Consider the following 14,812-nt stretch of genomic DNA (forward strand, 5'->3'; position numbering starts at 1 on the left):
ATACAACGATGTTATTTAAAAAATTTATTCGTTCTGTAGCAGTACTCACACTCATGACAAGTAGTGTTGCTGTTCATGCTCAAGAACAACGCCTTATCCGTTTTGGAAATGATGCAACATACCCTCCTTTTGAATATACAGCACCCAATGGTGAGATCATTGGTTTTGATATTGATATTGCTAAAGCCATGTGTGAAAGACTAAATGCTAAATGTACTTTCCAAAATCAAGCATGGGACGGTATTATTCCTGCATTAAGAGCTAAAAAATTTGATGTTATCGCCTCCTCTATGAGTATCACTGAAGAGCGCAAAAGAGCCGTTGCCTTTACACAAAAAATTTGGAATACACCTAATCCACTAATTGGTCGTGAAGATATTAAAGCAGAACCCACTAAAGAAGGCACAAAAGATTTAGACCTGGGTGTACAACAAGGTACGATTCAAGATAAGTATGCAACAAAATACTTTACTGATGCGCATATTAAACGTTATAAAACTTTTGAAGATGCCATTAAAGATTTAGTTACTGGTCGCCTACATGTTGTTTTTGGTGATAGTGGTGCGGCAGGTGAATTCTTAAACGGTCCAAGCGGAAAGGGATTTGCCATTATTGGTACACCTATCGCGTCTTCTTCTGATGTCTCTATCTTTGGAGAAGGCACTGGCTTTGCTGTTCGTAAAGAAGATAAACAATTACTAGAAGATTTAAACCGTGCATTTGATGAAATCCGTGCAGATGGAACATATGACAAAATTGCTAAAAAATACTTTGATTATGATGTTTATAATTAAATCTATTTTTTGATAATAAATAGTTTAGCTATTTGTCATTAAGTTATTAAAATCCTCGTTAGCCTATAAAAATCACTAACGAGGATTTTATTTATTCACTAACTTTTTGAGGTTCTGCTGTAGGTATGATTTCATCTGCATGATCCTCTTCTGTACGAAGCACTTCTTCTGTTTCTATTGTTGATAATTCTTCCGCTTCTGCTATCTCTGCTGTCGTAGGCTCATTTAACAATGTCGCTATCGTAGCAGGCTGTTCCAATACAACAGGTGGTTGGTTCAAGGCAAATAAAATTGTTTTAATATCATCAATCAAAGGACCAGCTGATAAATACACCAAAATAGATGCCATCATACAGGTAAACATAAACCCCCATGTTTTAAACCCATAAGCCCCCACTAAACCACCAATAAAAAATAGAATAAGTACTTTAACCAATAATTTAAATTTCTTATAATCAGACTGTACAGGTTGAATGGTAGGATCTTTTTTACTCGCCCGATTCCAATAAAACATCTTACCCAACTCCATACCAATATCCGTTACCGTACCAGTAACATGAGTAGAGCGTAATTTATATTGCGAAATATCTGTTGTAATGGCATTTTGTAATCCCATGATATAGCATAAGGTCGCCACCGTTAACGATGTCCATAACCAGCTATAATCCCACTGAATCCCATCTAAAAGCCCAAAGAAAATTAAGGCACACGCCTCTATAAAAATAGGTAGTGCATATTCACTTTGTAAATAACAATGTCGTGCAAAATTGATAATAATAGCGGTTGTCGCTGAACCAGCCATAAAAGCCATTACCGCCCCTAAGCACCACAACACCATACTAAACTCACCTAAAATGGCCATATCTGACATTTGGGAAACAATACCTGACATATGGGAAGTATATTGATTGATTGCTAAAAAACCACCTGCATTAATCGCACCAGCCACAAAGGATAAAAAATAGGCTAACTCGGCATTGGCTGAAGCACTTCTTACTTTTCCTGATAATCGTCTAGAATAGGCTAAAAACATAAGACCCCTTAGGATTTATTTAGCATTAATAACAATAAAAAACAGCAATTCCCTCTAATTTCGTACAAATAAACCTTTAAAGCAAGAAAAATTAAAATTGCAAAATAACAAATGCCTTATTAAGATGTCTTATTTAAAAACAGAGAAGGATAACTGAGATTATGGACGCTATTGCTGTCTCTCGCAAAACAAGCACTCGTTGGACACCCAAACAAGTTTTATCACTTTTTGAGCTTCCCTTTATGGATTTATTATACCAAGCCCAAGAAGTACATCGCACTCATCATGACCCACATCAAATACAACTATCTAGTCTTTTATCCATTAAAACAGGTGGTTGCCCTGAAGACTGTAAATACTGTCCACAGTCTGCACAAAATAATACCGATGTAGAAAGAGAACGTCTATTAGCTTTACAAGAAGTTCAAAAAGCCGCTCAAAACGCAAAAGACAGTGGTGCGACACGCTTCTGTATGGGAGCTGCTTGGCGAGGGCCAAAAGATCATCACTTAGAAGATGTGATTGAGATGGTCAAAATGGTTAAATCAATGGGGCTAGAAGCCTGTGTTACCTTGGGTATGCTAAAAGAAGGACAAGCTGAAAAACTCAAAGAAGCAGGGCTAGATTATTATAATCACAATTTAGATACCTCACCAGAATTTTATGGGCAAATTATCACAACACGCACCTATCAAGATCGTTTAGATACCCTAGAACGTGTACGTCATGCAGGGATAAAAGTTTGTTGTGGCGGAATTGTTGGTTTAGGCGAATCACGCGCTCAACGTGCTGGGTTACTTAGTCAGCTCGCCAATCTTAACCCACCTCCTGAATCCGTACCTATAAATCAATTGGTAAAAGTAGCAGGCACACCATTGGCTGAAGTCGAAGATATTGATGAATTTGAATTTATTCGCACCATTGCCGTTGCTCGTATTATTATGCCTACCTCTCATGTTCGACTTTCAGCAGGTCGAGAATCCATGTCAGATGGGACACAAGCATTATGTTTCTTAGCTGGTGCTAACTCTATTTTTTATGGTGAAGAATTACTCACCACAGCTAATCCCAAGGTAGAAGCGGATAAACACTTATTAAATCGTTTAAATTTGATTCCTCGTACTTAACAATAGAGCCTTAAAAATATGGAATATTTAGTTTTTAGTATTTTGTGTAGCGTTACTGTTTCGGTACTCTTAAAAATAGCAAGGCAATATCAAGTCGATATTCGTCAAGCGATTGCGTTTAATTATCTTATGGCAATTAGCTTAACTTATTTTATACTGAAACCAAATTTCTCTAATACGGTACATCTATCCGAACAGCAACCTTGGTTAATCTTTATTAGTTTAGGTATTTTATTACCAACAATCTTTTTAGTGATGTTTCGAGCAGTAGAAACCGCAGGGATTATTCGCTCTGATGCGGCACAACGACTATCACTCTTTATTCCTATTATTGCCTCTTTTACTATTTTTGCTGAAAGTATATCATCTTCTCGTTTAGTCAGTCTTGGGGTCGCCTTTTTAGCCCTTTTTTGTTTACTCTATAAACCAGCTTCCCATACTCAGCATAAACAACAATATGCCGCCCTCTTTCTTATAGGCACATGGCTAGGGTATGGGACAATTGATATATTATTCAAGCAACTCTCTAAGGCAGAGATAGCCTTTCCTATCGGTTTAATTATTAGCTTTGGACTTGCTGCTATTCTGATATTTAGTTATTTATTCTTTAAGCGAATCACCTTTAATCTACGCTCTGTTATCGCCGGTCTTATACTAGGGTTATTTAATTTTGGGAATATTCTTTTCTATATCCGTGCCCATCAGGTCTTTAAAGATAACCCCACACTTGTCTTTACCACCATGAATATCGGTGTTATTAGTATTGGTACAATTGTGGGGGCATTGGTATTTAAAGAAAAAATCTCTACTATTAATGCACTTGGTATTATACTAGCCATTACTGCTGTTTGCTTATTGTATTTTTGGGCTATGAAGATATAGTAGAAAGAAGTACATTAAAATAATAATTCAAGGGGGAGACATGACTATACTAAAGAAAAAAATATCACTTCTAAGTGGTGTTGCTATTGCTGTTTCTATGGTGGTAGGTTCTGGTTTATTTGGCTTGCCGGGACTGGCTATCCAACAAACAGATGCATTAACCGCCTTGCTTGCTTGGTTAGGTGTTATCGCACTGATGCCTGCCTTAATTTATGTTTTCTCTTGGTTAGGTTGCCGTTATCCCTCTGCCGAAGGAATTTCCCTTTATGCCAGTAAAGGTCTTGGGCATTGGAGTAGAGCAGGGATTATGATGATTACTTGTGGAACATTAGCGGTAGGAATGCCTGCATTTTTTCTTGTCGGTGGTAGCTATATTGCGGTATTACTTGGGTTAAATGATACGCAATGGACTATCCCTTGTGCATTACTTCTTGCTGTAGCGACAACAATAATTAATTTATACGGGGTAGAAAAATTAGGATTTATTAATAAAGTTATTGTTATTTTAGTATTAGCAGTCGTTATTTATCTTTCTATCCGCCTTTTACCGGCTATCACTATCATTTCTCCAACTATAACATCAGAAGCAATTTTTTCAATACCTATCTCTCAGTTATGGTTAGCTATGTCAATAGTATTCTGGGCTTTTCAGGGTTGGGAAAATATGACTTTTGGTTTTGAAGAAATCAAAAACCCTAAAGTTAATATTCCATTAATATACTGGCTAAGTTTTATGATTGTCTCAATCGTTTACGCTATATTTGCTCTTGCTGTATTCATTGGTGCAGCGCAAGGGGTAAATGTGAGTGGATTAAATGGTATTGTCGGATTATTACCTGAAGGATTAGTAGGACGATTGATATTAATTATTATGGTGTTTATTCTTATTGCCAACGCTAATGCTTGGGTTTTTGGTAGTTCACGAGCGTTTTTTTCTGCAGCAACAATGCATTTACTTCCTAGCCAACTTCGCTATGTCAATCATAATGGAATACCTATCACAATGCTTTATACACTACTTACCCTGTACTGTACGGTTATCTTAATCATCTATATTGGGGGAATAGACATACACTATGCTTTTTTTTTACTCACTACTCAAGGATTTATTATTTTATACGGTGGTGCTGTTATTGCTTTTATGAAAGAAGTATCATTTTGGTGGCAAAAAGTAATTGGGATAATTGCTGGAATAAGCTGGATATTCTTAATGCAAGGATTTGGTTGGTTAGTACTTTATCCTTTATGTCTTATGCTAATAGGCACATTATTATATCGCTACCACTTGATTTCTGACTAAATATACCCTTAACATTTTCTTTATATTTTTTCATTTGTCAAATTAAGCTAGACATTTTTAGACATTGCTTTTTTAAGAGCCTCTTTTAAATAGATCAGAAAAACATGGTAAGGGGTTTTATAACCGAGAGATTTTCTAGGTATCATGTTTATTTTATTAGCAATACTGGACAAATATGATTGAGTCATTCCTATAAAATCAGTCTGTTTTGGTAGTCCATGTCGGCGTAATAATCCATTAGAATGTTCATTAAGTCCTCTCTGACTTGGACAGCCTGGATCGGCAAAGAAAATATCAATATCATGTGCATTGGCAATCGTTTTCCAGTCAGAGAACTCTTTGCCTCTATCAAAGGTGATGGATTTAAATAAATGAGGTAGAGTTGAAAAAGAAGACATCCAGCGACTGATTGCCTTTTGTATATCCTGTGCTTTTCGTCCATCTGTTTGTAAGGTAATAATAGCTTTAGACTTTCTCTCAACCAGTGTTATCACCGCACTTTGATGATTTTTCCCTACGATAGTATCACCTTCTAAATGCCCAAATTCTTCCTTAAACGCTGGATAATATTTGGCTCGTTCATGAATATCCCTTACAAAAGCTTGTTTACCCCGTGTTTCTTTTCGTCCATTGGCTCTACGCTTACCTTTCCAAGGTAAATCCTCTTTCTTAAAAACACCTCGTTCCACTAAGCGATACAGTGTTCTCATCGAGCAAGAAATTTTCTTGTGATAGACCCCTTTAATCACATCAAAGTTCCACCCCTTATCCAAATGGGCTTGTATTAACGCTCTCTCTTTTTTGGATAATTGGGTTTTACCCCGCCCACAATAGCGCTTATTCTTTTTATACTGTTCATAATACTCATAGGCAGAGTAACCCTTTTTTAACATCGCTATTACCCTATAGATCGTTTGCCTTGATCGATTTAATGCCTTAGCTATATCTATTACTTTTTTACCAATTTGGTAATATGCCTCTATCATAACCAATTCATTTGTGCTAAGATGAGTGTAAGTCATTTATGTTAGTTCCTTTTCAGTAAATGTGGTGTTTATCTGAATCTAATGTAAATGGCTTTTTTTGTCCAGTTTTTTGTCTAGCTTAATTTTACAAATTGGGTTTTATTTATGAAACAATATTAAAAACTATTTAATACTTAAATAGTTCTTATATCACTATACCTTATTAGTAAGTATTATTACTTTTACATTAAACTAACTTAAAGATTTATTCTGGTTATCTATTTCAATATTTTCTTCTGTCTTATCCTCTACCGCCTTATAAGTAGTTTCCTCTGCTACAGAACGCTTTTCTTCAACACTAGGGATATCACCCTCTTCTACTACCACGCCCCCTACAGGTACTTCAGTATTTAATACTAAATCTTTTACCTGTTCCATCATTTCTTCATCATGCGAAATATCTTGACTGATATCCACACGAGGATCTAGCTCATGCACCACAGGGGCAGGTGTAATATCCACTGCCATCGGTACATATTGGGCATTCTCAATATTAGGACGATAATTTGCTCGCATTTTACTCACAAAAAGTCCCATAATCAACGCACAAGAGGCCACATACACCATATACATAGAAGAACCCCCACCATCCATCAGCATTCCTGCGATAGATGGACCAATTGTTGCTCCTACACTAAATGCCAACAGCAACGCACCACTTAATCCAACTCGCATCGCTGGTGATACATGCTCATTTGCTAATGCTACCGATAAAGGATAAAAAGTAAACTGTAAGCACCCCATACAGGCAATAACAATCAATAATAGGTGATAACTCGGATTATGGATTAAAACAAGTGGAAGTGTAAATAAGACCAAACCAAATGCACTCACTCTCAGTATTCTCAAACGATTAAACCGATCACTCAAGTAACCCATTGGATATTGTGCCAATAACCCTGCTAAAACACAGACAGAAAGAAAAATAGAAACTTGGTCATTACTCAAGCCTGCCTTATTAGCATACACTGCCGCCAAACTATAAAAAGAGCTCGTAATTGCCCCACCAAGGAATAAAACAACCATAGGAACAGGTACAATCTTAAAATATACTCTAAGATTTAAAGGGGCTTGTGAGGCTAAAACAGGGTGAGCTCGGCGTGTTAAAGCAATCGGAATTAAACATAAACTCATTGACATTGCAACGGCATTTAACACCGTCATATTTAATTCAGGAAAAGCACCAATTGACATTTGTCCAAGCACAATGCCTAAGCTACTCATCATCATATAGACAGAAAAAATAACCCCTCTATTATGTCCTTCTGACTGATCATTCAACCAACTCTCTAGTACCATATACTGTGTAACCATCGCAATCCCGACAATCACACGGAATAATAACCAAATTTCCATCGTAGGGATTAAGGTTTGAGCTAATACCATCACAGAAACAATGGCAGCACTCGCCACATAGGCTCGGATATGTCCAAAAGCACTGATTAGTTTATGCCCTATACGAACCCCTAATACCAAACCCAAATAATAGGCTGAAATTAAAAGCCCTACCCAAGATTGAGAAATGCCATCTTGTGTTAATCGTAAAGACATAAAAGTGTTATATAACCCCGTCCCTACAGATAACAACAAAATGGCAAAATAAAGTGAAGCAAAAGAAAAAATAATACGAATCATTGGTACATAACGATAAAACCAATCAAGTTATGTACCCATAACCCGATTAAACGAGATTAATTTCCTTGACCACCTGCACGGTAAACAAAGACTGAGCTAGAAGCTAAAGAAATCACTTTAGTTGTCACACTACCTAATAGAAAACGTGATAATCCACTACGCCCATGTGTTGCAATAAAGATTAAATCACAACCTTGTTTTTTAGCAGTTTCTACAATACCTTCCGCAACATTATGGTTTGATACGATAACAGAACTAGCTTTCACATCCGCCGCATCTGCACGTTCTAACACTGGTTTAAGAAAGGCTTCTGCCTCTTGTTTGGCAGCATCTTCATAATTACTCTCAGAAATCGCTGCTGCCATACCATCAAAGCCAAGTAATGCTGAAACAGGTTGTGTAACATAGATAGCAACAATTTCTGCACCGACTTGACGAGCAAAAGTAACACCCGCATTAGCCGCTAATGAAGAAATCTCTGATCCATCAACAGGAAGAAGTATTTTTTTGTACATAACAGTGCTCCTTTAAAAAAATAAAATGGGTTGTTATCATTATTATCGTCAATCATACCATACTATTCCTATTAGGTAAGCAATCTCTTACCAATTACTATTTATACAGTCTTAATATGACAATATTAGGTCTCTATCCTTATTTTTATAGGCTTTATAAATCAATAATAAGAAACACTACTTACGATAATATTTATTTTAATAACTAGTCATGCTGTGAAGGTGTCCACAGTGTTGTACCACCAGAGGCTTTTTCTAGTGCCTCTACATAGGCTTGGTGTGCGGATAACTCTTCTTCATTCGCATAAATAATAGGCAAAGCATTAACAGTTGCTGCATCTAATTGTCGCACTATATCTGCCTTTTTCTCATTATTTTCATGCATTTCTAAACTCAAACCAAACTGTTGGCGTGTCATGGCAATATAAACATCAGCCAATAACTCTGAGTCTAGTAAAGCCCCATGAAGCTCACGATGACTATTATCAATTTCAAAACGTGCACATAACGCATCTAAACTAAGACGCTTAACGCCAGGAATTAATTCCTTAGCGAGCACTAATGTATCCAGAAACTTGGGGACATATTGATGGATAGAAGGATACCCTGCAAGTGCAAATTCATGATTTAAAAAACCAATATCAAATGGGGCATTATGTGCAATCATTTCTGCCCCTTTAATATATTCAATAATCTGCTGAATCTGCTGATCAAAAGTAGGATATTGAGATAAAAAATCCGTTGTTAAACCATGCACTTTAAGTGCATCTGGCTCACTATCCCGTTGAGGATTAAAATAGAGGTGTAGATTATTGCCCGTCAATCGACGATCAATAAGCTCTACACACCCTAATTCAATAATACGATTACCGTCTTCTGTTTTAAGACCTGTTGTTTCCGTATCAAAGACAATCTGTCTCATCATAAACTACACAATACCTGATACAACGGTAGAGAAACCATTATCGACATAGATAATTTCACCCGTAATACCTGAGGCTAAATCAGACAATAAGAATGCCGCAGCATTACCAACATCTTCAATCGTAACATTGCGGCGTAATGGTGTATTCGCCTCTACTGTTTCTAGAATTTTTGAGAACCCTTTAATACCAGAAGCGGCTAATGTTTTAATAGGCCCTGCTGAAATACCATTAGCACGGATCCCTTTAGGCCCAACACTGCTTGCAACATAGCGTACACTAGACTCAAGTGATGCTTTGGCTAAACCCATGGTATTGTAGTTAGCAATCGCTCTTTCTGCCCCTAAGTAAGTAAGGGTTAATAACGAACCTTTATTTTTTTCAAGTAACGGAAGTGCAGCTTTCGCTAAGGCAGGAAAACTATAGGCAGAAATATCATGGGCAATATGGAAAGACTCTCGTGAAAACCCTTCTAAAAAATCACCTGAAATCGCTTCACGTGGTGCAAAACCAATAGAATGAACCAAACCATCTAAACCATCCCAATGTTCAGATAACATGGCAATGGCATGAGCAATACTCTCATCAGAGCTGACATCACAGGGAATAACAATATCACTACCAAAAGACTTGGCATATTCAGTTACTCTATCTTTAAAGCGATCACTAACATATGTAAAGGCTAAAGAAGCGCCTTGATCATGACATGCTTTAGCAATACCATATGCAATTGAATAGTCAGAAATAAGACCAGTAATGACGATTTTTTTATTAGCTAAAAAACCCATTTCTCTATCCTACGATAAAAATATACTGTTTAAAGAAAAACAATATAGTAAACACAGTATCTGGATATACTAAAATCCGTATAACCATCAACTATTAAATATGATGAAAACCAAATTTTAACATAACGTTAGAGGGCTATACGGATAAAAACTTCATTATTACCTAATAGAAGTATATTTAGTGATGCAAAGAAGGTAATGTGTACCATCCTTTATCGTACATCATAGATGGCCATATTGCATGAGCACGGGCTAATGTAATAAGTGTTTCATCCATTGATTGTACAGGGGTATATGTTTCAGGAGCGGTATAGATAACTTGTTGTGCAGGTAATAAGGGCTGCAATACCGTCAGAATATCCCCTTTAAGATACCCATAATTATCATTGTATTGCATCATCGCTCTACCGCCAGACATAGCTAACGTTAAATCTTGACCAATCATAGGGTGTTCTGCTTGAATACCCGCTAATGATAATAGCGTAACAGGCAAATCTAACTGACTCATAATACGATCATCTTGCTTAACAGGAACTCCTCCTCCAAGGATAAGTGCCGGAATATGAAAATGTTTTAAAGGCACTAGCGATTGTCCCCAAACACGAGAGTCGTGGTCAGCCACAACTAAAAATAATGTATCTTTCCAATACGGCGATTGTTTTGCTTTTTCAAAAAATTCACCAATACACCAATCCACATAACGGACAGAGTTTTCTACACTTGCCTCTTCACCAATAGGTGTAATACGTCCTTTCGGATACTCCCATGGAGTATGATTTGTAACAGTAAAAGCAAGGCTTAACTTAGGGGTTTCCAGATCATCCATTAAAACTTCATGTAATTTGGCAAACATATCTTCATCTGATACCCCCCATGTTCCCTCAAAAACAGGTTGGCTAAAACTCGCACGATCATAAATCTCTTTAAACCCATTCCCTAGGAAGAAAGAACGCATATTGTCAAAATGCGACTCACCTCCATAGATAAAACTTGAACGATACCCTAATGGATTTAATAATTGAGCCAAGGTAAAAAAACGAGATTGTGATTTATTTAACCGTAATACAGCATCTGATAAAGTAGGCGGAAAACCACTACTCACCGCCTCTAAACCTCGAACAGAACGAGTTCCTGTCGCATAGCACCGCTTAAATGCCCAACCTTCCTGCATTAAACGATCAAAACAAGGGGATAAATTTTGCCCTCCTAAACTACCAATATATTGCGCACCTAAACTTTCTTGAACAATCAATACAATATTCTTATAGCGTTGTGTTGCTTTTTGCTCTGATAAACTATTTTCCACTGAAGTAGGTACTTGTAAATGCAAGGAAGGAATATGTAAATTATTAGCAATAGGTGTTATTGACGCCGCTTGATTAACAAGTTTAATCACCTCCTCATCATTCATATTCACATACGCATCACGAGCAGAACGTTCATTTTTAATACTATAAATCGCATAATACACACTATAGAGAGAATTCAGTGGTAATGTATTGACCATACTATCACCACAATAAGCAACCGTAGATGGATTAATTGGGCGATGTTGTAATGTTCCTCTAATCATGAGTGTAATGATTGCCGCACTGACTAAGAACTCAACGACTTGCCATATAAAAGTAGTGCTTCCCCAACTGGGCGATGGTGATTTAAAAAGCTGATATGCCCCATACATAAGTAAAGCAACACTTATTGTTCCCACTATTAGTACAGCTTTAAATCCTTTCCATAACATACCTAGCACTTCTTGCGGGTGCTTTAAATAATCCACAAAAAGTCGGTTAGGTCGAGTATCATACTCCATAATAAACTGAGCAGAAGCAACCTCCGTAATTAAAACGAGTAAGCTCACCAAACAAAACCAAAAAGTTGTTAAAGATTGTGCAATAGCATTACCATCTAACCAAGGTGCAAACAAAGCAACCGGAGCAATTAAAATACCGAGTGTTGATAAATCAATCCGTAAACCACCGATAAAAAGAGGCGATAAAGCATATTGTCGTACACGATGCCATTGCCAGATAACTAAACCCATTCGCGACAAAGTCAGTATCAGTATCAGAGCTATTGAAAAAGTTAAAATTTGCGCATACATAGTGGTCACTAGATAAAAATAAAAAGAGTATTTATTATAAAAGAAACTGTTTATCTATTTTTACTTCTATTACAAATACCATCATATCCCCCTATTGACTTTTATACAAAACTTTATTAGAATGGATAACACTGCTTAGTTTATTAACCCAACAAACTATATTAAAAATATCCTTATTTAAGCAGTCCATTTTCAGGTAAAGTTAGCACGCTATTTATTATTATCCTCTCACTAAGTCGTGCATAAAACAATCCCATTTACACATAGATTATTACTTTTAAGATGTCTGTTTTATTCATACGCCTGAAATATATTTACGTTAATCTACATCTTATTGATATGTGATTAGCTTCTCCAATAATTATTTTTACAAAGGAACTTTTTATGAAATTATTAACTCGTTTACGTGATGAATTTTCTTCACAAATTATCGCTCATACAACTGGTTCAACCATCAGTAAAGTACAGCGAAATGCTAAAGTCGCTTCTGCATTATTATCAAAAGCGACCAAAGTAAGTGCTAGTACCAAAAATTAATTTAGGCTAATTGGTGTAAACCCATTTCCCAAAAAGCCACTTCCATTCGAGTGGCAGTTTTAAATATATCAATCAGCTTATCTTGTTGTGCAGGTGTCAATCCAGACACCATGCACTCAAATTGTTGCTTAGCAATCTCAACAGCTTCTGTGTATTCTTTACTACTATACATCGCTATCCAAGGATAATAAGGATTATTTTCCTCAATGGTAAAAGGCTGTGCCAACAACCATTCTACTGTTTCAGCGTAACCAACTAAGCAAGGCATCAATGCCGTATATAACTCTGGCAAAGAACCACTCAAACCACAATCTAACACATACCGTGTATAAGCTACGCAAGCACTGGATTCTGGTTCTTGCAAAAGCTGCTCCTCTGTAATGCCCCATTCTTTACAATAATCAATATGTAGCCCAATTTCCGTATCTAATAGTGCATTAATACCTGTTTGGGCATAACGCATTTGAGCAAAAGAATGACTTTTATAAATCGCTAATCCCCACGCTCGAGTAAAGTGCAATAAAAATAAATAATCTTGTTTTAAATAATGCTGAAAGCTTTCTTTTTCTAGCGTACCTTTTGCTAGCAAACGAACAAACTCATGTTGTGTATAGGCTTGCCACTCTTGTTTAGCAGCTAATTTTAATTGTTCAAAAAACATCATACTCTCCTGATCATTATCTCATTCGGTGTAATGCATATTTTTACCACAACATGGAAGGATAAGACAATTTTTTACTTATTCTATGTTGAAAATTATTCAATACGGATAATGAAATACTATTCCACCTTTACTTGGCTAGAAGTCACCTCACTTCACAAGCAAAAACAAAATATCTCTAGTCCCTAAATACGCTTTATCGCTTATTTTCATTATAATATGCCATTAGTTGATTGTTAAAAGTAAATATAGGTTATGGCAACGAAATCTGATAAAAAAACCATTTGTCTCAATATGATTGTCAAAAATGAATCAGCCATTATTGAACGCTGCTTAGATTCATTGATTAACCAAATTGATTATTGGGTCATTATCGATACAGGCTCCACAGATAATACACAACAAATTATCAAAGATTATATGCAGAAACATAATATTCTGGGGGAATTGGTGGAGCGCCCTTGGGTTAATTTCTCCCATAATCGTAGTGAAGCATTGGAATTAGCTGAAGATAAAGCGGATTATATTTTATTGTGCGATGCCGATATGGTTTTAGAAGTTATTGATCCTAAGTGGAAATCAGAATTAAAAGGCGATCCTTCTTATTTAGTTGTGCAAAAAAATAATACATTAAGATACCATAATATTAGATTAGTAAATGGTCGATTAAAAGGAAGAGAGCGTTTTCGCTATTGGGGCGCTACGCACGAATATTGTGATTCTATTGATGGGAATAATTCTTCTGCCTTTATAAGGGGAATTGAATTTGCAGATTATCAAGATGGTGGGGCAAAAAATGATAAATTTGTGCGTGATATAAGATTACTTACCGAAGAAATTAATCGACTCAAAGCATTGGAAAATGCGACTGAAGAAGAAAAAAATAATGCAATGGAAGTTGGGTTATGGCACCGCAGAGAAGGGTTAATTCAGCGTTGTACATTTTATTTGGCTCAAACTTGGCGTGATTTAGAAGAAAACCAACAGGCATTAGAAACATATAAACAGCGTGTAGCACTTGGTGGTTGGGTGGAAGAAATTTATTATTCATTACTACAAATAGCACTGCTAAAAATTAAATTAAATAATTCTTTAGATGATATTCATCAGGCATTTTTAGAGGCTTATGAATATCGTCCCCAACGAGCAGAAAGTCTCTATTTTTTAGCTCGTCATTTACGTTTAAATAATCGTATTAAATTAGCTTATATTTATGCTTTGACAGCAGTGAACATACCCAAAAATGAAGATCGATTGTTTATTAATTATGAGGCTTATGGTTGGCAAGCAAAAGATGAATTAGCAGTTGCTGCCTATTGGGTGGAAAATTATCAGCTTTGTTATGATTTATGTCTTGAATTACTTGATAATCCTTCTATTCCTGAAAGAGATAAGCAACGTTTTAAAGAAAATCTTAAGTTTGCAGAAGAAAAATTAGCTCTAAAACAGTAATTAACTAATATGAATAAAAAATTGGTCGGTTTAAATATG

At 36.2% G+C, this 14,812-nt stretch carries 14 protein-coding genes; 6 read left to right on the top strand and 8 right to left on the bottom strand.

Annotated elements, in window-relative coordinates; genetic code table 11:
* Nucleotides 1-8 precede the first annotated feature (8 nt).
* Entirely contained in the window at nucleotides 9-794 is a 786-nt protein-coding gene (locus tag F9B76_RS05285; RefSeq protein WP_201289279.1) for a transporter substrate-binding domain-containing protein, read from the top strand.
* A 91-nt stretch (nucleotides 795-885) separates the two neighbouring features.
* Here the strand turns inward: F9B76_RS05285 and F9B76_RS05290 are convergent, their stop codons facing one another.
* A complete protein-coding gene (locus F9B76_RS05290; RefSeq protein ID WP_159991172.1) occupies nucleotides 886-1,827 on the bottom strand; it encodes a YoaK family protein in 942 nt (313 codons plus the stop codon).
* 161 nt (nucleotides 1,828-1,988) lie between these two features.
* Here F9B76_RS05290 and bioB point away from each other — a divergent pair, with 161 nt between their 5' ends.
* Genes bioB through F9B76_RS05305 form a run of 3 tightly spaced genes read left to right on the top strand, consistent with a single transcriptional unit; the run spans nucleotide 1,989 to nucleotide 5,136 of the window.
* Nucleotides 1,989-2,954, top strand: coding sequence for a biotin synthase BioB (gene bioB, locus F9B76_RS05295; protein ID WP_159991173.1), 966 nt, complete (start codon nucleotides 1,989-1,991; stop codon nucleotides 2,952-2,954).
* 18 nt (nucleotides 2,955-2,972) lie between these two features.
* The gene (locus tag F9B76_RS05300) at nucleotides 2,973-3,836 is read left to right on the top strand and encodes a DMT family transporter (RefSeq protein ID WP_159991174.1); all 864 of its coding nucleotides are present in this window, start codon (nucleotides 2,973-2,975) and stop codon (nucleotides 3,834-3,836) included.
* 40 nt (nucleotides 3,837-3,876) lie between these two features.
* Nucleotides 3,877-5,136, top strand: coding sequence for an APC family permease (locus F9B76_RS05305; RefSeq protein WP_159991175.1), 1,260 nt, complete (start codon nucleotides 3,877-3,879; stop codon nucleotides 5,134-5,136).
* A 47-nt stretch (nucleotides 5,137-5,183) separates the two neighbouring features.
* Here F9B76_RS05305 and F9B76_RS05310 read toward each other — a convergent pair whose 3' ends face one another.
* From F9B76_RS05310 to F9B76_RS05335, 6 genes are all read right to left on the bottom strand, one after another.
* Nucleotides 5,184-6,158, bottom strand: coding sequence for an IS30 family transposase (locus tag F9B76_RS05310; protein WP_159991176.1), 975 nt, complete (start codon nucleotides 6,156-6,158; stop codon nucleotides 5,184-5,186).
* Nucleotides 6,159-6,353: 195 nt separating this feature from the next.
* Nucleotides 6,354-7,796, bottom strand: coding sequence for an MFS transporter (locus tag F9B76_RS05315; RefSeq protein WP_159991177.1), 1,443 nt, complete (start codon nucleotides 7,794-7,796; stop codon nucleotides 6,354-6,356).
* A 56-nt stretch (nucleotides 7,797-7,852) separates the two neighbouring features.
* Nucleotides 7,853-8,311, bottom strand: coding sequence for a universal stress protein (locus F9B76_RS05320; RefSeq protein WP_159991178.1), 459 nt, complete (start codon nucleotides 8,309-8,311; stop codon nucleotides 7,853-7,855).
* A 205-nt stretch (nucleotides 8,312-8,516) separates the two neighbouring features.
* A complete protein-coding gene (dnaQ, locus tag F9B76_RS05325) occupies nucleotides 8,517-9,236 on the bottom strand; it encodes a DNA polymerase III subunit epsilon (RefSeq protein WP_159991179.1) in 720 nt (239 codons plus the stop codon).
* A gap of 3 nt (nucleotides 9,237-9,239) precedes the next feature.
* Complete coding sequence (fabI, locus tag F9B76_RS05330) at nucleotides 9,240-10,022, bottom strand: enoyl-ACP reductase FabI (protein WP_159991180.1); 783 nt, start codon at nucleotides 10,020-10,022, stop codon at nucleotides 9,240-9,242.
* Between the two features lie 178 nt (nucleotides 10,023-10,200).
* A complete protein-coding gene (locus F9B76_RS05335; RefSeq protein ID WP_243140609.1) occupies nucleotides 10,201-12,063 on the bottom strand; it encodes an LTA synthase family protein in 1,863 nt (620 codons plus the stop codon).
* A 444-nt stretch (nucleotides 12,064-12,507) separates the two neighbouring features.
* Here F9B76_RS05335 and F9B76_RS05340 point away from each other — a divergent pair, with 444 nt between their 5' ends.
* Entirely contained in the window at nucleotides 12,508-12,660 is a 153-nt protein-coding gene (locus F9B76_RS05340) for a hypothetical protein (protein WP_159991182.1), read from the top strand.
* Between the two features lies 1 nt (nucleotide 12,661).
* On the opposite strand, the gene tenA is transcribed toward F9B76_RS05340, so the two are convergent.
* On the bottom strand, nucleotides 12,662-13,324 hold the full coding sequence (gene tenA, locus F9B76_RS05345) for a thiaminase II (protein WP_159991183.1): 663 nt from the start codon (nucleotides 13,322-13,324) through the stop codon (nucleotides 12,662-12,664).
* 252 nt (nucleotides 13,325-13,576) lie between these two features.
* On the opposite strand from tenA, the gene F9B76_RS05350 reads away from it, so the two are divergent.
* On the top strand, nucleotides 13,577-14,773 hold the full coding sequence (locus F9B76_RS05350; protein ID WP_159991184.1) for a glycosyltransferase: 1,197 nt from the start codon (nucleotides 13,577-13,579) through the stop codon (nucleotides 14,771-14,773).
* Nucleotides 14,774-14,812 lie beyond the last annotated feature (39 nt).

The organism is Pelistega ratti (assembly GCF_009833965.1).
GTDB lineage: Bacteria > Pseudomonadota > Gammaproteobacteria > Burkholderiales > Burkholderiaceae_B > Taylorella > Taylorella ratti.